Source organism: Kitasatospora sp. NPDC091207, from assembly GCF_044768625.1.
Lineage (GTDB): Bacteria > Actinomycetota > Actinomycetes > Streptomycetales > Streptomycetaceae > Kitasatospora.
In genome coordinates, this window is the sequence record NZ_JBIVVS010000023.1 from 72006 (window position 1) to 91633 (window position 19628).

A 19628-nucleotide genomic window follows, 5' to 3' on the forward strand; every position below is an offset into this window, starting at 1 on the left:
GCCCTCGCCGACCGCTGCCGGCCCGCCGCCGACCTGTCGCCGGCCCGCTGCCGTCCCGGCCGCCGACCAGAGACATTGACGCAGCAAAAGCGGCGTCCCGCGCTGCCGCTCCTTCCCTACTGCCCCGCCGCACCCGACCGGCAAGCTCCGGTTGTGCCCCGACCACCCGGGGCGCGCGACGGATCGACTACCCCTTGGAGGTGAGCCGGTGGACCGCGGTGACGTCCGGACGACATCCTTCTCGCAGCAGCGGCTGTGGTTCCTCGACCAGCTGCGGCCCGGCACGGCGGATCATCTGCTGCCGCTGGCCCTGCGCCTGCGCGGCGGCGTCGACGCCGCCGCCCTCGGCGCCGCGCTGACCGCCGTGGTCGCGCGGCACGAGGTGCTGCGCACCCGGTACACGGCCGCCGACGGCGAGCCGGTGGCCCGGGCGGCGCGGGCCGTCGAGGTCCCGCTGGAGACCGTCGAGGCGCCCGCCCCCGGCGAGGCCGGCATCACCGCGGTCCTCGACCGGGTGCTGGGCCGGCCGATCGAGCTGGCGAGCGCGCCGCCGCTGCACGCCACCCTGGCGCGGCTGGCGGCCGACGACCACCTGCTGGTCGTCGTGGTGCACCACATCGCCTTCGACTTCTCCTCGTGGAACATCTTCACCCGCGACCTGGCGGCGGCCTACCGGGCGGCGGCCGCCGGCGACCCCGTGGAGCTGGCGGAACTCCCCGAGCAGTACGCCGACTTCGCGGCCCGCCAGCAGGAGCGGACCGCCGGCCCCCGGCTGGCCCGCCAGCTCGGCTACTGGGGCTCCCGGCTGACCGGCCTGCCGCCCCTGGAGCTGCCCACCGACCGCGCCCGGCCCGCCGAGTGGGACGGCGCCGCCGCGGTGGCCCGGTTCACCCTCCCGGCGGACGTGGTGGCGCGGGCCGACCGGCTGGCCCGGTCCCGGCGCGCCACCCGGTTCATGGTGCTGCTGGCGGCCTTCCAGGCCCAGCTGGGCCGGTACAGCGGGCAGCGCGACTTCGCCGTCGGCACCCCGGTCGCCGGCCGCGGCCAGGCGGTGACCCGGGAGCTCATCGGCCCGTTCGTCAACACCGTGGTGCTGCGCGCCGACCTGTCGGGCCGGCCGAGCTTCACCGAGCTGGTGGACCGGGTCCGGGGCACCTCCCTCGCCGACCTCTCGCACGCCGAGACGCCGTTCGAACGGGTGGTCACCGAGCTGGCCCCGGCCCGCGACCTCAGCCGCAACCCGCTCTTCCAGGTCTCCTTCCTGACCCTCGACGCGCAGGCCGAACCGCCCGCGCTGGCCGGGCTGGAGGTGGAGCTGGTGCCCACCCCCGTCGCCGGGACGCCGTTCGACCTGGCGCTGGACCTGCTCGGACGCCCCGACGGCAGCCTGGGCCTGCGCCTGCAGTACGCCACCGCGCTGTTCGCCCCGGAGACGGCGGCCCGCCTCACCGAGGACTACGTCCGGCTGCTGCGCGCCGTCCTCGCGGCGCCCGACGAGCCGCTGGCGCTCGCCACCGCGCGGCTGGCGCCGCTGCCCGCCGGAGAGCGCCGCCGCCGGCTGGCACTGGGCCTCGGCGCCGCCCGCTCCGTGCCCTCCCCCACCGTCACCGACCTGTTCGAGCGGCAGGCGCGCGCCACCCCGGACGCCCCCGCCGTCCGCTCCACGGACGGCGAGCTGAGCTACGCCGAACTCGACGCCCGGGCCGACCGGCTGGCGCACCGGCTGCGCGGCCTCGGCGTGGCGCGCGGCGTCCGGGTCGGCGTGCTGCTGGAGCGCGGCACCGGCCTGCTCACCGCCCTGCTCGCCGTGCTCAAGGCGGACGGCGTCTACGTCCCGCTCGACCCGATGCACCCGGTGAAGCGGGTCGGCTACCTGGTCGAGGACACCGGCGCCGCGGTGGTGGTCACCACCGGCCCACTGGCCGACCGGGTCACCGGGACGGCCGCGACGACCCTGCTGCTCGACGGCGGCGAACCGGCCGGCGCCCCGGCCGGCCCGGCGGACCGGCTCGACCGGACCACCGGGCAGGACGACCTCGCCTACGTCTTCCACACCTCCGGCTCGACCGGCATGCCCAAGGGCGTGCAGATCCCGCACCGGGCGCTGACCAACTTCCTCCACGCGATGGCCGCCCGGCTGGAGCTGCCGCCGGCCGCCACCGTCCTCGGGCTGACCACCGCCTCCTTCGACCCCTCGATGCTGGAGCTGTGCCTGCCGCTGCTGACCGGCGCCCGCCTGGTGCTGGCCGACACCGAGCAGGCCCGCGACCCGGAGCGGCTGATCCGGCTGATGGACGAGGCCCGCCCGCACGTCGTCCAGGCCACCCCCTCGATGCTGCGGATGCTGACCGACACCGGCTGGACGCCCGGCCCCGGCCTCACCGTGCTCTCCGGCGGCGAGAAGCTGCACACCGAGCTGGCCGCGACGCTCGCCGCCGGCGGCGCCCCGGTGTGGGACCTCTACGGGCCCACCGAGGCCACCATCTGGACCAGCGGCGCCCGCCACGGCGCCGACGGGCAGGTACTGGCCTGGGCCGCGGTGGACAACACCACCGTGCGGGTGCTCGACGACCGGCTGGAGCCGGTGGCCGAGGGCGGCACCGGGCAGGTCTGCATCGGCGGCGACGGCCTCGCCTGGGGCTACCGCGGCCGGCCCGGCCAGACCGCCGGCGCCTTCCTCCCCGACCCGCACGCCACCGTCCCGGGCGGCCGGCTCTACACCACCGGCGACCTCGGCCGGCTCCGCCCGGACGGCTCGCTGGAGATCCTCGGCCGCGGCGACCACCAGGTGAAGATCCGCGGCCACCGGATCGAACCCGGCGAGATCGAGGCCGCGCTGCTCGCCCTGGACGGCGTGCGCTCCGCCGTCGTCCACCCGACCCCGGACGGCTCCGGCGGCCGGCAGCTCACCGCGTACCTGGTCGCGGAGGACGCCGAAGCGCCGCCCACGGCCGAGGGCCTGCGCGCCGCGCTGCTCGACTCGCTGCCGCAGCACCTCGTCCCGGCCGCGTTCGTCCTGCTGGACGCGATCCCGACCGCGGTCAGCGGGAAGGTCGACCGGCACGCGCTGCCGGTGCCGGAACCCCGGACGGCCGCCCCCGCCTCCGCCGCCCCGCGCACCCCGCGGGAGCGGGCGGTGGCCGCGGTCTGGGAGGAGGTCCTCGGCACCGCCGGGATCGGCGCCCACGACGACTTCTTCCGGCTCGGCGGGCACTCGCTGCTCGCCACCCGGGTGTCGGTACGGCTGCGGGCCGCCCTCGGGGTGGACGTGCCGGTGCGGGCGCTCTTCGACCACCCCACCGTCGCCGCCCTCGCCGCGGCCCTGGACGACTACCCCCGGCAGGCCGCCGCCGGCCCGCTGCCCCGGCTGACCGCCCGCCCGCGCGGCGACCGCGCGACCGCCGGCCGCTGACCGGCCCGAACCCGACCTCCTTGCCCTCCTCGCCCCAAGGAAGCGCCATGACCACCGCCATCACCACCGACACCTCCGTCTTCGAGAAGCTCGAATCCGAGGTGCGGATGTACTGCCGCACCTTCCCCGTGGTGTTCGAGCGTGCCAAGGGCGCGCTGCTGCACACCGACGACGGCCGCGCCTTCATCGACTTCTTCTGCGGCGCCGGCAGCCTCAACTACGGGCACAACAACGACGCGGTCAAGCAGCGCGTGCTGGACTACCTCGCCGCCGACGGCGTCATGCACGGCCTGGACATGCACACCGTCGCGAAGCGGGAGTTCCTCACCCGGTTCAACGAGGTCGTCCTGCAGCCGCGCGGGCTCGACTTCAAGGTGCAGTTCACCGGCCCGACCGGCACCGACGCGGTGGAGGCCGCCCTCAAGCTGGCCCGCCGGGCCACCGGCCGCACCGGGCTGACCGCCTTCACCGGCGGCTACCACGGCATGTCGCGGGGCTCGCTGGAGATCACCGGCAGCCGTCGCGCCCGCCGGGCCGGCGGGGTCGCCGGCGGCGACGTGACCTTCGTGCCCTTCGAGGACGGCCCGCTCGGCCCGTTCGACTCGATCGACCTGATCGAGCGGCTCTGGGCCGACCCGTCCTCGGGCACCGAGCCGCCGGCCGCCGTCGTCGTCGAGCCGGTCCAGATGGAGGGCGGCGTCTACCCGGCCGGCCCGGAGTGGCTGCGCCGCCTGCGCGCGGTCACCGAGCGGTACGGCGTGCTGCTGGTCCTGGACGAGATCCAGTCCGGCTGCGGCCGCACCGGCACCTTCTTCGGCTTCGAGGAGGCCGGGATCGTGCCGGACATCGTCACCGTCTCCAAGTCGCTGAGCGGCTACGGGCTGCCGCTCTCGCTCACGCTGTTCCGCCGCGAGCTCGACCTGTGGCAGCCCGGCGAGCACACCGGCACCTTCCGCGGCAACCAGCTGGCCTTCGTCGCGGCCACCGCCGCGTGCGAACTCTGGCAGCAGGAGGCGTTCCTGACCGGCCTGCGGCGGAACTCGGCCCGGCTCGACCGGTTCCGGGCGGAGCTCACCACGCTCGACCCGGAGCTGGCGCTGCGCGGCCGGGGCATGGTGCTCGGCATCGACACCGCCCGGGCCGGCGGCCCCGACCGGGCCGAGCGCGTCCAGCGGCACGCCTTCGACCACGGCCTGATCGTCGAGCGCTGCGGGCGGCACGACGAGGTCCTCAAGGTGATGCCCCCGCTGACCATCGTGCCGGAACTGCTCGACGAGGGCCTCGGCGTCCTGCACGACGCCCTGCGCGCCGGCTGACGGCCCGCCGCCCACCGCCCGTCACCCGCCCCCGCCTGCCGCCCCGCCACCCCATCGCCCGAGGAGGACCCCTGATGCCCCGCCCGCCCCGCCGCCACCTGGTCTCGATCGACGACCTCACCGACCGCGACCTGCGCTGGATCGCGCACCGCGGCGCCCAGTACGCCGCCGGGGAGTGCGAGAGCGCCCGCCCGCTCAACGACGCCGTGGTCGGCGTCCTGTTCCGCAAGACGTCCACCCGCACCCGGACGGCGTTCTCCGCGGGTGCGCTGCGGCTCGGCGCGCGGCTGATCACCTACGGTCCCGACGACCTCCAGGAGAACACCGGCGAGACCGCCGAGGACACCGGCGACGTGCTGTCCCGGATGCTCGACGTCCTGGTGGCGCGCACCGCCGGCAGCACCGAGGAGCTGCGCGCCTACGCCGCCCAGCAGCGGATGTCCGTCGTCAACGCGATGAGCGCCGCCGAGCACCCCACCCAGGCGCTCACCGACCTCACCACCATGCTGGGCCACTTCGGGCGGATCGAGGGCCTGCAGGTGCTCTACACCGGCGAGGGCAACAACACCGCCTCGGCACTCGCCCTGGCCCTCGCCCGGTTCCCCGGCACCGAGCTGCACCTGCGCACCCCGGCCGGCTACGGGCTCGACCCGGTCTACCTCGACCGCGCCCGCACCCTCGCCAAGGAGTCCGGCGCCCTGGTCGAGGAGCGGCACGACATGGCCGACCTGCCGGAGGCCGACATCGTCTACACCACGCGCTGGCAGACCACCGGCACGGCCAAGGCCGACCCCGGCTGGCGCCGCGACTTCGAACCGTTCCGGGTGGACGCCTCGGTGCTCGCGGCCTGCCCCGGCGCCGTCTTCATGCACGACCTGCCGGCCCACCGCGGCGACGAGGTGACCGCCGAGGTGCTGGACGGCCCGACGAGCATCGCGTTCCAGCAGGCCGAGAACAAGTACCACAGCGCCCGCGCGGTCCTGGAGTGGTGCCTCGGCGGCATCCCGGCCGTACAGGCCTGACGACCGCAGGCCCGACGGCCGAACGGGCCCGACGGCCGGCCGGCCGTCGGCGGACGACCCGGCGCACATTTCCCAGGGAGGTAGTTCAGCAATGACCGACACCATACGAATGCCCGGCGGTGGGTGGCGCCTGTGGCCGCACTTCGCGCTCCGCGGGCCGGGCTTCCCCGCCGCCGGGGTGCTCCGGCTGGCGCCGGAGGGCCTGGCCGCGGCCGCCGACAAGTTCACCGCCGGGGAGGTACCGGCGGGGCCCGACTGGGAGGCCTTCGAGGAGGCCTTCACCGCCGCCGCCGTGCAGACCGCGCGGGACCTCCAGGAGATCGCCGCCTCGGCACCGTTCCGGGCCGCGGTGGCCTGGCAGAACCGCGCGGTGCTCGGCACCGGCATCAAGTCCTTCCTCGACTGGACCCCGTCCGCCGAGGGCCGCACCAGCATGCCGCGCCAGCGCGAGGAGCTGGTCGCCCACTACTGGCAGCGGTTCTGCGTCAAGAACGACACCATCGGCTTCTTCGGCCCGGTCGGCTGGGGCACCTTCGACACCGCCCGGCGCGGCGTCGAGGTCCACCCCGGCACCGGCCTGGTCGCCGACTCCCGGGTGTACTTCTCCAGTTGGTCCATGGACGCGCTGGCCAAGGCCCTCGACCGGGACCCCCGGGTCCGCGACTGGACGCCGCCGCGCCCGGTGCCGTTCGTCCGGGCCGGCGAGGGGACGGTGCACCTGCCCGGCCGCCCGCCGCAGCCGGCCCCCGAGCCCGCGCTCACCGTCTTCCGGTTCTGCGACGGCCGCCGGACCCCGGCCGAGGTCGCCGAGCTGGCCGGCCGGGAGCTCGGCCGGGAGCTGCCCGCCGCGGAGGTCACCGCCGCCCTGGAGTGGCTGGTCGCCCGCCGGCTGGTGCTGTGGCGGCTCGACGTGCCCGCCGGCACCTACCCCGAGCGGGAACTGCGGGCCATGCTCGACCGGATCGGCGACGCCGAGGTGCGCGAACCGGCGCTGGCCCGGCTGGCGGTGCTCGACCAGGGCCGCGACCGGGTGCAGCGGGCCGGCACCGACCCCGAGGAGCTGACCGCCGCGCTCGCCGCGCTGGAGGCCGACTTCGCCGCGATCACCGAGGTCGCGGCGGTCCGGGAGAAGGGCGCGCGGACGGCGCCCAACCGGGCCCTGGTCTACTCCGACACCCGCCGGTCCGCCACCGCGACCGTGGGCACCGCCGTCCTGGAGCAGCTCGCCCCGCTGGAGCTGTGCATGACCGCCGCCCGCTGGCTGACCAACCGGTACGCGGAAGCGGTCGGCGCGCGCATCCGCACCGCCTACCTGGCCCTGCGCGAGAAGAGCGGCGGCCCGGTCGACCTCGGCTCGCTCTGGTTCGCCTGCCTGCCCGCCCCGCACCCGGAGTCGATCGCCGACGCCGACCGGATCCAGGCCGAGCTGCGCGCACGCTGGCGGCGGATCATCGACGCGCCGGCCGGCGCCCGGCGGGTCCACCTCGCCTCCGCCGACATCGCCGAGCAGGTCCACGAGGCCTTCCCGGAGGAGGGCCGGGGCTGGTCGCTCAGCCGGTACATCAGCCCCGACCTGATGATCATCGCCGAGGACCTCGGCGCCGTCGAACGCGGCGAGTTCGAGCTCGTCATCGGCGAACTGCACATCGCGATGAACACCCTCGGCCAGTCCCTCTTCGTCCACCAGCACCCCGACCGCGCCCAGCTGATCGACGAGACCACCCGCGACTTCCCCGGTCCGCGCCTGCTCCCGATGCTGCCCAAGGAGCTGCCGCTCAAGTGGTCCGCCCGCAGCCGGCAGGCGCTCGAACGGCCGCAGGACCACTACGTCGCGCTGACCGACCACACCGCCGACCCGCACCGCCCGCGCACCGTCCGCTCCGGCGACGTCCTGGTCGAGGAGCGCGACGGCGTCCTGTCCGCCGTACTGCCCGACGGCTCGGTCTTCGACCTGCTCGACGTGTTCTGCCACGCGCTCACCAACCGCGTGATGGACCGCTTCAGCCTACGCTCGGACGGCGAGCACTCGCCGCGGATCACCATCGACTCCACCGTGGTGGCCCGGGAGACCTGGCGGTTCGCCGGCGCCGCCCTGGACTTCGCGGACGAGAAGACCGAGGCCCGGCGGTTCGTCCGGGCCCGGCAGTGGCGGGACGAGCACGAGCTGCCCCGCTTCGTCTTCGTGGTCTCCCCCACCGAGCCCCGGCCGTTCTTCGTCGACTTCGACAGCCCCGTCTACGTCACCATCCTCGCCAAGGCCGCCCGCCGGCTGGCCCGCAAGGACCCGGACGCCCGCCTGACCGTCAGCGAGATGCTCCCCACGCCCGAGCAGGCCTGGCTCACCGACGACCAGGGCCGGCGCTACACCTCGGAACTGCGCCTCGTCGCCGTCGACCGGACGACCGTGACGGAGGAGCCGGCATGAGCGTCCCCGCCGGGGTCACCTTCGTCGACGCCATCCGCGTCCACGCCGACCGCGCGCCGCACGCCCCCGCCCTGCTGACCGCCGACGGCCCGGTCGGCTACGGCGAACTCGCCACCCGGATCGACCGGTTGGCCGCTCACCTCGCCGCCCGCGGCCTCGGACCGGAGCGGGTCTGCGCGCTGGCGCTGCCCCCCGGCCCCGACGCCGTGGTCGCGACCGCCGCGGTCGTCCGCACCGGCGCGGCGTTCCTCGCCCTGGACACCGACCTGCCCGACGGCCGGCTCGCCGCGCTGGCCGCCGGCGGCCGGGCCGCGCACCTGCTCACCACCGCCGCCCTGGCCGACCGCCTCGGCCCGCTCGTCGACGCGCCCGCCGTCCTGCTCGGCCGGCTGCCGGAGGCGACACCGCCCGCCCCCGCGTTCCCCGCCCCGCACCCGCGCTCGCTCGCCTACGTCAGCCACACCTCCGGCTCGACCGGCGCGCCCAACCCCGTCCTGATCGAACACGGCGGCCTGGACACCTACCTGCGCGCCGTCGCCCGCGACAACGGTCTCGGCCCCGGCACCGTGACCCTCCAGCTCGCCCCGCCCGGCTACGACGCGTCCATCCGGGACACCTTCGCACCGCTCGCCGCCGGCGGGGCCGTCGTCCTCGTCGAGCGCTCGCGACTGATGCGCGCCGACGCCTTCGCCGACACCGTCGCCGCGTACGGCGTCGACACCGTCCTCAGCACCACCCCCTCCTTCCTCACCTTCCTCTCCCAGCACCCGCGCGCGGCCGAACGGCTGCGCACCCTGCGCCTGCTCTGCTCCAGCGGCGAGTCGCTGCGCCCCTTCCTCGCCGCCGGCGGCCGCGCCCTGATCGGCGGCCGGCTGGTCAACCAGTACGGCCCCACCGAGTGCACCATGACCTCCACCCGGTACGAGGTGCCGGCCGATCCTGACACCGCCACCGACACCGTCGGCACCCCGATCGACGGCACCGCCGTACGGCTGCTCGACCCGCGGGGGCGCCCCGTCCCGGACGGGCAGGTCGGCGAGGTGCACATCGGCGGCGCCGGCCTGGCCCGCGGCTACGGCGGCCTGCCCGCGCTGACCGCCGACCGCTTCCCGCCCGACCCCTACGGTCCGCCCGGCAGCCGGCTCTACCGGACCGGCGACCTCGCGCGGCGCGGCCCCGACGGGACCCTCGACTACCTCGGCCGGGCGGACCGGCAGATCAAGATCCGCGGTCACCGGGTGGACCCGGCCGAGATCGAGGGCGCCCTGCTCACCCACCCCGGCATCACCGGCGCCGTCGTCACCGCCGAGACCGACGACCGGGGCCGCACCTGGCTCGACGCCCACGTCACCGGCCCGCTCGACGGCACCACCGACGCCGGGCTGCGCGGGCACCTCGCGCGCACCCTGCCGCCGCACATGATGCCCCGGCGCTTCACCCGGCTGGAGCGGCTGCCCGTGACGCACAGCGGCAAGACCGACCGCCGCGCCCTGCGCGCGCCCGTACCGGAGGCCGTCGCGTGACGGCCGCCGACACCCGCCTCGCGACGACCACGGACACCCCGGTCGGACCGGCCGACGTCCTGGCCGCCGCCGAGCGGATCGCCCCGCACGTGCGGCACACCCCGCTGCTGCGCCCCGAGTCCCTGTCCGGGCTGCCCGGCCTGCCGGGCCTGCTCGTCAAGGCCGAACACCTCCAGCACAGCGGTTCGTTCAAGCTGCGCGGCGCCGCCAACGCGATGCTCGCGCTCGGCGCCGACGAGGTCGTCGCCGGCTCCTCCGGCAACCACGGCATCGCGGTGGCCACCCTCGGCCGCGCCCTCGGCGTCCGGGTCACCGTGGTGATGGCCGCCGGTGCCGCCGAGGCCAAGGAACTGGCGATCCGGGCGCTCGGCGGCACGGTCCTGCGGGTGCCCGGCGGAGTGGCCGAACGCGACCGGTACGCCAAGAAGTTCGCCGCCGGCACCGGGGCCGCGCTGGTGCCCTCCTCCGACCACGAGCTCGTGATCGCCGGACAGGGCACCGTCGGCCTGGAGGTGTTCGCGGACGCCCCCGACCTCGACGCGATCTTCGTCCCGGTCGGCGGCGGCGGCCTGCTGGCCGGCGTCTGCCTCGCGGCCGCCCGTCTCCCCCGGCCGGTCCGCGTCATCGGGGTGGAGCCCGAACAGGCCCGCCGCTACGCCCGCTCGGTCGCCGCCGGCCGACCGGTCGAGCTGCCGCCCAGCGACACGGTCGCGGACGGCCTGCGCGGTCAACGGCCCGGCGAGCTGATCTTCCCCGTCGTCCGGGACCGGGTCGACGAGCTGATCGGCGTCGACGACGCGGCGGTGCTGCGCGCGATGGACCTGCTGCACCGCGCCGGCATCGCGGCCGAACCCAGCGGCGCCGCCGCCCTCGCCGGCGCGCTGCGCTCCGGCGCCCTGCGGCCCGGCGGCCACGGCCGCACCGCGGTCGTCGTCTCCGGCGGCAACTCCGCCGCCGCGCTGGCCGCCGCCGCGAAGCGCTGAGCGCCCCTCGACTCCCTCCCCTTTCTCTGCCGCCCATCCACCCCTTCGGAAGGACCGACCATGACCACCATCGACACCGCCGAACTCACCGCGCGGATCACCGGGTTCTACCGCGAGACGCTCGGCGACGACGGCCTCGACACCGACAGCGACTTCTTCGAGGCCGGCGGCGACTCGCTCGCCGCCTTCCAGATCGTCGACCGGCTCCAGGAGCTGCTCGGCGCCGAGATCGCCGTCGCCCTGGTCTTCACCTACCCGTCCCCCGCGGAGCTCGCGGAGGTCGTCGTCGACGACCTGTCCCTCGCCTCCGCGTCGGCCTAGGGGGCACCGGAATGCACGAGGAATCCGTCTCCCTGAGCGGCCGGTGGCGGCTGTGGGACCAGGTCGCGGTGCGCGGCCCGGGGTTCCCGGCCGATGGGGTGCTCCGGCTGGCGCCGGAGGGCCTGGGCGCGGCCGCGGACAAGTTCGGGGCCCGGGACAAGCTCTCCGGAGCCGCCTGGCAGGCCTTCGAGGAGGAGTTCGCGCAGGCCGCCGCGCAGGCGGCCGGGAACGCGCAGGAGATCGCCGCCTCCGGGCCGTTCCGGGCCGCCGTCGCCTGGCAGAACCGCGGGGTGCTCGACTCGGCGATCCGGCCGTTCCTCAACTGGTCGCCCGCGACCGAGGGCCGGACCTTCAAGCAGCGCCAGCGCGAGGAGTTCGTCGCCCACTACTGGCAACGGTTCTGCGTCAAGAACGACACCATCGGCTTCTTCGGCCCGGTCGGCTGGGGCACCTTCGACACCACCCGGTCCGGCATCACCGTGGACCCGGGCACCGGGCTGACCTCCTCCTCGGAGGTCTTCTGGTCCAGTTGGTCGATGGACGCGCTGGCCCGCGAGATCGGCGCCGATCCGGCGGTGCGCGCCTGGACGGCCCCCCGCCGGGTGCCGTTCGTCCGACTGGAGGAGGACGCCGTCCGCCTCCCCGGCCGCCCGGCGCGCCCGGTACCGGCGCACACCCTGCGGGTGCTGCGGCTCTGCGACGGCACCCGCTCGGCGCACGCGATCCAGCAGGAGACCGGCCCGGACACCGACGTTCCCGCGCTGCTCGACGAACTCGTCCGGCTGCGCTGGATCACCTGGCAGTTCGACGTCCCCGCCGACATCCGGCCCCACCACCGGCTCCGGGCCGGCCTAGAGCGGATCGGCGAGCCGGCCGTGCGCGCCGCCGCCCTGGCCCGGCTCGACGAGCTGGAGCAAGCCCGCGACGCCGTCCGGGCCGCGGCCGACGACCCCGAACGCCTGGTGGCCGCCCTCACCGAGGTCGAGCAGACCTTCCAGCGGGTGACCGACGCGGCCGCCAAGCGGGAGAAGAGCGGCAGCACGGCCCCCGGCCGCGCCGTGGTCTACCAGGACTGCCGCCGCTCGGCCCGGGTGACGCTCGGCAGCGACGTCCTGGCGGCCCTCGCCCCGCTCGACCTGCTGATGGACGGCGCCGCCTGGCTCGCCTCCGCGCTGGCCGCCCGGGTGGCCGACCGCGTCGCCGCGGTGTACACCAAGCTGCGCGCCGAGACCGACCCCGGCCGCCCGGTGGACCTCGCCACCTTCTGGTTCGCCTGCATGCCCGTCCTGCACGGCGCCGCGGGCGCCGACGCCGCCGAGCTCCAGGCCGAGTTCGAGGGCCACTGGCAGCGGATCCTGCCCTCCGCGGACGGGGTGCGCCGGGTCAACGTCGCGGCCGCGGACCTCGCCGACCGGGTCGCCGAGGCCTTCGGTCCCGCCGCCGCCGCGGGCTGGACGGCGGCGCGGTACATCAGCCCGGACATGATGATCGCGGCGGAGGACACCGCGGCGATCGACCGCGGCGAGTTCGAACTCGCGCTGGGCGAGCTGCACCTGGCCTCGAACACGCTCGGCAACGAACTCTTCGTCAACCAGCACCCCGCCCCCGGCGAGCTGTTCGACCGGACCGACCGCGACCACCCGGAGCCGCGGCTGATGCCGCTGCTGCCGAAGGAGCACAAGGCCCGGCTCTCGGCCCGGATCCGGCACGCCCTGGTCCGCCCGCAGGACTACCAGGTCGCCCTGCTCGACAACACGGCCGACCCGCACCGCGACCGGACGACGCCGAGCGCCGACACCGTGGTGGAGCAGCGGGACGGCCGGCTGGTCGTGGTGCTGCCCGACGGCGCCGTGTTCCCGGCCATCGAGGTCTTCTCGCACGTGCTGACCACCCTGGTGATGGACCGCTTCCGGCTGCTGCCGGAGGCCGACCACTCCCCCCGGATCACCATCGACCGCATGGTGGTGGCCCGGGAGACCTGGCGGTTCACCGGCCCCGCGCTGGCCTTCGCGGACGAGAAGACCGAGCCCCGGCGCTTCGTCCGGGCCCGCCACTGGCGGGACGAGCACGAGCTGCCCCGCTTCGTCTTCGTGGTCTCGCCGACCGAACCGCGGCCGTTCTTCGTCGACTTCGACAGCCCGGTCTACGTCAACATCCTCGCCAAGGCCGCCCGCCGGCTGGCCCGCAAGGACCCGGACGCCCGCCTGACCGTCACCGAGATGTTCCCCACCCCCGAACAGGCCTGGCTCACCGACGACCAGGGCCGGCGCTACACCTCGGAACTGCGCCTGGTCGCGGTGACCGACTGACCCCACCCGCACCACCCCGACGCACCACCGACCCCGGGCCGGGCTCCCCCAGGAGCCCGGCCCGGTCGCGTGCGTGTCCCGCCCGGCGTGGCCCGACCACACCGGGCGGGGCGATTCAGCTGGCGGTCAAGGAGCGCCCTGGGGGCCGCGTTCGCTTTGGCAGGCTGGAAGCGCACCTGGTCGTCGCTGCTCGGGGGGGCGTGATCACGCCCCCCGAGTGATCAGTCCGGCAGCAGGGGCGTGATCACCGAGGGGCCGGTGAACTCAGAGGCCAGTGCGTCCATGATCAGTTCGTCACAGATCCTGCCGAGCCAGTAGCCGGCCTCGCGCAGGGCGCCAACGGCGCGGAATCCGGCCTTTTCGTAGGCGCGGATGCCGGCTTTGTTGGGGACCAGCACCTTGAGCCAGACCATCCGCAGGTTGGTGATGTGGAAGGCGTAGTCGAGGGTGAGGCGGGTGGCTGCGGTCCCGAGGCCCTTGCCGCGGGCTTCGGGGGCGAGCATCACGACGTACTCGGCGGTGCGGACGGACGGATCGGGCAGCAGGGTGGTGACTCCGGCCGGGACCGGCTGAGCGCCGGTGAGGTCGTAGACGGTGAAACGGATGTTGTCGCCGCGGAGCTGGTGGGCGATGCCCTCGGTGCGGGCCTCCAGCGACTCGGGCTGCTGGCGGCCGTAGCCGACGAGCAAGGCGGGGTCCTGTTCCCAGTGCCAGTAGGTCTCCACCAGGTCGGCACGGTAGGGGCCGAGGCCACAGGTGTCGTCGCGGACCCAGATGGTCGGCTCAGGGCTGGCGGTGATGGCGGGCTCCGAGGGTGAGGACGGGCGTATAGGCCCCGGTGGACGCCGGCTCGGCGACCGGGGCGCCGTCCTCAGTCTGCACCCAGGCGTGCAGCCGTACGGGGTCGGCGGCGATTCCGTGACACCAGGTGACGGCGAGGCGGCGGGAGGCCAGCAGCAATACGGTGGCGGCGGACTCCTCCAGGCAGGCAGTTCGGGCCGGGGAGTGCCATCCAGCCGCTCGGACGGCGAGGACGGCGGCCGCTGCCTGTTCGGGGGTGGCCGGGCGGCGGCAGCTTGACGCGGCCCGGTGGACGGCATTGATCACCCGGAACATCGCGGTGCGACGGTCGCCGGCGGCCTCGACGGCGGTGATCGCGGTGAGGGCTGCCGCGGCGCCGAGCAGGGCCCGGGCCGGGACGGGGGCGGGGCGGGTGATGCCGGCGGGGTGTTCGGTGCTGCCCCAGCTCGCGGTGGCGGTGGTGGCACGGATCACCGGCCACTGGGTGGCGGTTGGTGCGGGGGTGAGGAGCCCGGCGGTCAGGAGCTGGGTGGCAAGCCGTTCGTTCAGGTAGCCGGTGTGGCCGGTGCGGGCAGCGTCGCGGAAGCGCTCGGCGGTAGCGGGAAGCAGGCCCTGGACGTGGCCGCTGCGGTAGTCGATGAGGACCAGGACGTGGCCGAAGTCGGCGGCGCGGACGTGCGGCGGCGGGGCGGCGAAGTCGGGCAGGTCAGCCACGGGGGTCACTCCCTGTGGGGACGGTCCACGTGGGGGCGGGGTCACGGTGGTGGGCGGCCAGCCACGCTTCGACGGTGAGGGCCTGTTCGAGGGTGGCGAGCGGCATCGGCAGCCCGGCGGCCGCCTGGGCCAGGTGCCGACGGAACGGACCGGGTCGGAGCAGGCCGAGTGCGGCGAGGTAGCTGTCGGCCAAGGCGGACAGGTCTCTCTGGTTGGCCCGCAGCCCGGTGTAGTGGTCGGCGTCGAAGCTGCCCTTGGTGGCGCGGGCGGCGGTCTCCGGCGGCAGAAGACCGGACATCGCGCGGGCCAGGACGGGCTTGTAGACGTGCGGCGGCGGGCGGCGCCCCAGCGGGGTGGTCAGCACCGCGTCCACCACCAGCGGGTCGAGGAAGGGGCTGTGCAGGTCGACACCCGAGGCGGCGGCGAGTTGGACGTCGGCGGCGGCGGTGCGGGCGACCTCGCGGATCTCGTCCACCAGCACCCGCACCGCGAAGTCCAGGCCCGGGAGCTGATCAGGCACGGCGGCGGCCTGCCGGGCTGCCTCGGCCAGCAGCCCGGCGGCTGGGTCGCCGGCCCAGGCGGGGTGCGGCAGCAGTGGAAACCAGGCGACCTTGCCGTGGTCGTTGCGCCCGGGTGTCCCAACCGCGTGGGCGAGGGCGACCAGGGCCTGGTCGCGGGTGGTGCGGGCGGTGCGGGCGGCGTCCCGCAGGAGCGGGCCGACCTGGATGTGGCGGAGCCTCGCCCAGCCGAACGCCTCGCCCGTCGCGCGGCCAAGGCGGTGGTGGCGGATCAGGTCGGCGAGGTGGATCGGGGGCTGGAACAGGATGCTGTCGCCGCCGTCGCCGGTCAGGTGGGTGCGGGTGCCCAGCTCGTCGCGCATCCACTCCAGCTGGCCCGTCAGCCGGGCCCGGGTGAGCGTGGAGGGCGCCGGTTCGTCGGTCACCGGAACGTCGGTGATGGCGGTGTACGGCAGGTGCTTGTCGGTGAGCGGCAGCAGATGGTGGGCGATCCGGTAAGGGTGGCTGGCTGCGGCCAGGCGGGCGTGGTGCAGGTCAGCCCCGCCGATATCGCCATCAGGGTGGACGGTGACGGCGTTCAGCCGGTGCCCGGCAGGCAGGGCGGTGGCGGCGAGCACCGTGACGCTGGTGGAATCCAGCCCACCGGAGAGGTCGCTCGACACAGCCGGGTCGGCGACCGTCCGCAGGGTGACCGCGGCGGCCAGGGCGTCGCGAAGCCGAACGTCGGCCGGCCGGCCGCGTACCGGCTCGGGCCGCCAGCTCGTGGTGACGCGCCAGGCGGTGCCGTCGGAGGGCAGTTCGGTCCGGGCGCCGGGCGCAAGCTGGTCCACGTCGGCGAAGAACGAGCGGCCGGCCGCCAGGGCGGGCACCGAGGGCAGGAACACCGCGCACGCCAGACGCTGGGTATCGATGACGGCCCCGATCAGGGAGGCCAGCAGCCGGGAGGAGGTCGACCAGGCCCAGCCGCCCCTCCAGCGGGTGGCGTAGACGGGCTGGGCAGAAGCCGGATCGGTGTGCACCACCGCCCCGGCCGGGGTCTCCTCGACCACGGTGTAGGTGCCGGGCCAGCGCCACGTCACGTCCGGGGGCGGGGCAGCCTCGGCCAGCAAAGACAGCTCGAAGTCTCCGGCCCCACAGTGGCCGAGCACCAGGACCCGGCGATACCCGCCAGCGGTCGCCAGCGCGGTGGCCGGGCCGTCGCCGAGCCGCCAGGCCGCCGATCCGGGCGCCAGCAGAACCGCACCGACGGGCAGGGGTTGCTCGGTGGAGGTGGTGCTGAATCCTCCGAAGATCACGGCGTACTCCCGGGTGGGTGAGGACGGGGGCCGCAGGTGGTACGGCCCCAGCGATCTGGGGCCGCGCCACCGCGAAGGGTCAGCTGTTGTAGGCGCGGCGCTTGTCCTCGCTGCTGCCCTGGCCCTGGCCCTCGGTCAGGGCGGCCACGTCGCCGACCTCGACCATCAGCTCGTCGTCGCCGACCGCCTCGGAGGTGTGCTGCTCGACCATCGTGTTCTTCCTCTCGGTGGGAACGAAATTGTGCCGCCCGGCCCGCCGCAGCGGGCCGGGGCACGGCCACCGCAGGGAGCGGAGGCCCCTCAGTGACCTGACTACAAGTCAACAGGTGTGCGCGGGGCGTGAACACGGTAGAAACATCAGTGATCTCTGAAACCCTTGAAACCTGGCACTCGGGGGGCTGATGGCACGCGAACGGACACCGAACCGCAGGCTCGCCGCACTGATCGCCGAATGCCGATGGGCAAGCAACGGCGAGTTCGCCCGCGCGGTCAACCGGGCCGGCACCGAGGCCGGGTTCAAGCTGAAGTACGACGAGTCGGCCGTCTCCCACTGGCTCTCGGGCACCCGTCCGATGGCGAAGTATCAGCGGGTGGTACTTGAGACGCTGACCCGCCGCCTGGCGCGTCCGGTCACCGTGTTCGAGGCCGGTTTCGCCGATCAGCCCGACGTGCGGCCCACCTCCATGGATACGGTGGCGGGACTGATCGACCTGGGGAGCATGGACATGGACCCATCGCGCAGGGGTGTGCTCGGGGCGGGCCTGTACTCGGTTGCCCTCACCATCCCCGGCTGGCCGGACCACATCGGGCGGTTCGAGAGGCTGAAGGCCGACCCGCACACCCGGATCGGCATGGCAGAGGTCGAAGGCGTGACCGCCATGACCGAGCGGATCAGCGAGATCGACGACCAGTTCGGTGGCCGGACGGCCCGTCCGATGGCCGCGGCCTTCATGGTCAACAACATCGCCCCCTACCTCCGTGCCACCGCCACCACCGAGGTCCGAAAGGCGATGCTGTCCGCTGCTGCGGACCACCTCTACCTGACCGGCTACATGGCGGTGGACGAACGCCTGGACAGGCTCGGCCAGAACTACTACACCAAGGCGCTCGAACTGGCGCTGGCTGCCGGCGACCACCTCACCTACTGCACGACCCTGCGCGGCATGAGCGTCCAGGCCGTCGAACTCGGCCACAGCGCCGCCGCCCTGCGGTACGCCGCCGCCGCGGCGGCCGCTTCGCCCGAGGCCGGTCCCAGGATGCGGGCGTTCCTCGCCGGCCAGCAGGCCCACGCCCTCGCACAGACCGGCGACCGCTCCGGAGCGCTGGCCATGCTCCACGCCGCCGAGATCGCCATGGAGCAGGCCGAGTCCAAGGCCAAGGCCCATGGCTCCTACGACCCCGCCTCGCTCTCGTACCACGTCGGCCAGGTCACCTACGAGCTCGGCGACCGCGAAGGCGCGATCCGCGCACTCCAGCACTCCGAGAAAGTCCGGCCGCCGGTCTACCGCCGGGCCCGCGTCCGTCATCGCGCGATGATCGCCGAGTGGCAGCTCGAAGCCGGACGGCTGGAGGAGGCCGTCCAGAGCTGGGGCCTCGCCCTGGACGACTTCCCGCACGTCCAGTCCGGCCGGGCCGACGACCGCTTCCGCGCGATGCTCTCGGCTACCCTGCCGCACCGGCGAAACCCCCACGTCCGTGAGCTGCTGGACCGAGCCCGGCTCATCAGAGCAGGCCGCCCGATCTGAGAGAGGGCATTGTGAGGCATGATGGCGGTTTCACTCCGCACCGACAGCGCGCCAAGGTGATGGTCTGGTGGTCGATGTCCGTGGTCATGAGTCGTCGCCTTGCCCGGCGGCGACGCTGAGCGTCCCCGGCCCTCCTCGGTCAGCCCTCGGTCTTCGCACCGGGAGCTCTTCGTCGATTCGAGGCCGCTCGTTCGACCCACGACCTAAGCTGACGGTATGTCGGAGTTGGAGACCCAGCACCCAATAGCTGGCGGTGCATCGCTGAACGCTCGCATGGAGAAGTGGCGAGCCTGGCAAACGAGGCAGCGAATCCGACCGCGCTCGGCGCCTCCGGCCACTCTGGGCCTGCCTCGGCGCGCGCCCAGGAGCAACGTGGCCCCGTGCACCGCTGATGCCTCGGCGATGGCAGGCCCGCAGGCCCTTCGGCGGCCCGAGGAGGTCCGCGGACGGTTGAGCAGCATGCGTCGCGGCATCTTGCAGGGGCGCGTCGCGGATAGCGGACCTCTGGCTCACGAGCAACCAGCCTTTCAATCCCCCTCTGCATCCTTGAAGAGGCAGGCTGAGCCCGAGGTTTGGAGCGAACTCCTCGCTACCGGAGCCATCGGGACGGCGGCAACGACGTTCGGCGTCGTAGCAAAGGCGCACATGGACAACAAGACCGAGCGAGAGCGCATCGCCTCAGACGAGCGCAAGGCGGCAGTGCACGAGAAGCACGAGACGATGCGCGCGCGGATCTCGGCCAAGCGGCCCGCCTCATCCAACCCCGGACCGGAAGCCAGAGAGGATGATATATGAGCCTTCGCCTGATTCTTCTCCGGATGCCGTGGGACGGTGGCTACGTCGTCTCTTCGGGCGGGGCAGGGTGAACGGGCCAGGCTCGGGTTCGGTCAGGATGCTTCGGGCGACGAGGCGCTTAAGCTTGGCGCGCATGCCTTCGATCTGCTTCGGTTCCAGCGCGGCATCAAGGGCCTGGCAGAGGTCCTTGGCGCGAACTCCGTGCGCGGTGCGCTCGAAGGCGGCCAGGATCCGGCGGTAGGCCGGTGAGGTCAGGACCGCGTCGGCGGCGGGTTCCGCTTCGTCCTCTGCCGCCAGCGCGAGCACGGTCTCACGGGTGATCTCCAGGCGTGACAGCTCGTTCCGGCCTCGGCCAACGGCTGACCACCACTGCGCGGCCAGCCCTTCCGGTGGGCCCGACGATCGGACGGCCGCTTCCCGGGATCCGGGGATCCCCCGCCGTCGGCGGC

The 19628-nt window shown here is 74.6% G+C and carries 14 protein-coding genes; 9 read left to right on the forward strand and 5 right to left on the reverse strand.

The window, feature by feature from the left end; translation table 11 throughout:
• Positions 1–208 precede the first annotated feature (208 nt).
• The 8 genes from ACIQTO_RS29795 to ACIQTO_RS29830 all read left to right on the forward strand — a co-directional run bounded on the left by ACIQTO_RS29795 (position 209) and on the right by ACIQTO_RS29830 (position 13311).
• Complete coding sequence (locus ACIQTO_RS29795; RefSeq protein WP_402394383.1) at positions 209–3412, forward strand: amino acid adenylation domain-containing protein; 3204 nt, start codon at positions 209–211, stop codon at positions 3410–3412.
• Between the two features lie 47 nt (positions 3413–3459).
• A complete protein-coding gene (locus tag ACIQTO_RS29800; protein ID WP_402394386.1) occupies positions 3460–4728 on the forward strand; it encodes an aspartate aminotransferase family protein in 1269 nt (422 codons plus the stop codon).
• A gap of 74 nt (positions 4729–4802) precedes the next feature.
• The gene (locus tag ACIQTO_RS29805; RefSeq protein ID WP_402394388.1) at positions 4803–5750 is read left to right on the forward strand and encodes an ornithine carbamoyltransferase; all 948 of its coding nucleotides are present in this window, start codon (positions 4803–4805) and stop codon (positions 5748–5750) included.
• Positions 5751–5841: 91 nt separating this feature from the next.
• Entirely contained in the window at positions 5842–8175 is a 2334-nt protein-coding gene (locus ACIQTO_RS29810; RefSeq protein WP_402394391.1) for a lantibiotic dehydratase, read from the forward strand.
• Positions 8172–9698 carry an amino acid adenylation domain-containing protein gene (locus tag ACIQTO_RS29815; protein WP_402394393.1) on the forward strand — a complete coding sequence of 509 codons (1527 nt, stop codon included), beginning with the start codon at positions 8172–8174 and terminating at the stop codon, positions 9696–9698. Before ACIQTO_RS29810 ends, ACIQTO_RS29815 begins: the two co-directional genes overlap by 4 nt.
• A complete protein-coding gene (locus tag ACIQTO_RS29820; RefSeq protein ID WP_402394396.1) occupies positions 9695–10681 on the forward strand; it encodes a threonine/serine dehydratase in 987 nt (328 codons plus the stop codon). The genes ACIQTO_RS29815 and ACIQTO_RS29820 overlap by 4 nt, the downstream gene beginning before the upstream one ends.
• Before the next feature lie 60 nt (positions 10682–10741).
• Entirely contained in the window at positions 10742–11002 is a 261-nt protein-coding gene (locus ACIQTO_RS29825; RefSeq protein ID WP_387879899.1) for a phosphopantetheine-binding protein, read from the forward strand.
• Positions 11003–11013: 11 nt separating this feature from the next.
• A complete protein-coding gene (locus ACIQTO_RS29830) occupies positions 11014–13311 on the forward strand; it encodes a lantibiotic dehydratase (RefSeq protein WP_402394399.1) in 2298 nt (765 codons plus the stop codon).
• Positions 13312–13532: 221 nt separating this feature from the next.
• On the opposite strand, the gene ACIQTO_RS29835 is transcribed toward ACIQTO_RS29830, so the two are convergent.
• From ACIQTO_RS29835 to ACIQTO_RS29850, 4 genes are all read right to left on the reverse strand, one after another.
• Complete coding sequence (locus ACIQTO_RS29835; protein ID WP_402394508.1) at positions 13533–14087, reverse strand: GNAT family N-acetyltransferase; 555 nt, start codon at positions 14085–14087, stop codon at positions 13533–13535.
• A gap of 7 nt (positions 14088–14094) precedes the next feature.
• Entirely contained in the window at positions 14095–14826 is a 732-nt protein-coding gene (locus ACIQTO_RS29840) for a lasso peptide biosynthesis B2 protein (RefSeq protein WP_402394401.1), read from the reverse strand.
• Positions 14819–16639 carry an albusnodin/ikarugamycin family macrolactam cyclase gene (locus ACIQTO_RS29845; RefSeq protein ID WP_402394403.1) on the reverse strand — a complete coding sequence of 607 codons (1821 nt, stop codon included), beginning with the start codon at positions 16637–16639 and terminating at the stop codon, positions 14819–14821. The genes ACIQTO_RS29840 and ACIQTO_RS29845 overlap by 8 nt, the downstream gene beginning before the upstream one ends.
• 79 nt (positions 16640–16718) lie before the next feature.
• Complete coding sequence (locus ACIQTO_RS29850) at positions 16719–16850, reverse strand: albusnodin family lasso peptide (protein WP_402394405.1); 132 nt, start codon at positions 16848–16850, stop codon at positions 16719–16721.
• Positions 16851–17040: 190 nt separating this feature from the next.
• On the opposite strand from ACIQTO_RS29850, the gene ACIQTO_RS29855 reads away from it, so the two are divergent.
• Entirely contained in the window at positions 17041–18384 is a 1344-nt protein-coding gene (locus tag ACIQTO_RS29855) for a tetratricopeptide repeat protein (RefSeq protein WP_402394407.1), read from the forward strand.
• Between the two features lie 753 nt (positions 18385–19137).
• Here the strand turns inward: ACIQTO_RS29855 and ACIQTO_RS29860 are convergent.
• Positions 19138–19485 carry a hypothetical protein gene (locus ACIQTO_RS29860; protein WP_402394409.1) on the reverse strand — a complete coding sequence of 116 codons (348 nt, stop codon included), beginning with the start codon at positions 19483–19485 and terminating at the stop codon, positions 19138–19140.
• Between the last annotated feature and the right edge of the window lie 143 nt (positions 19486–19628).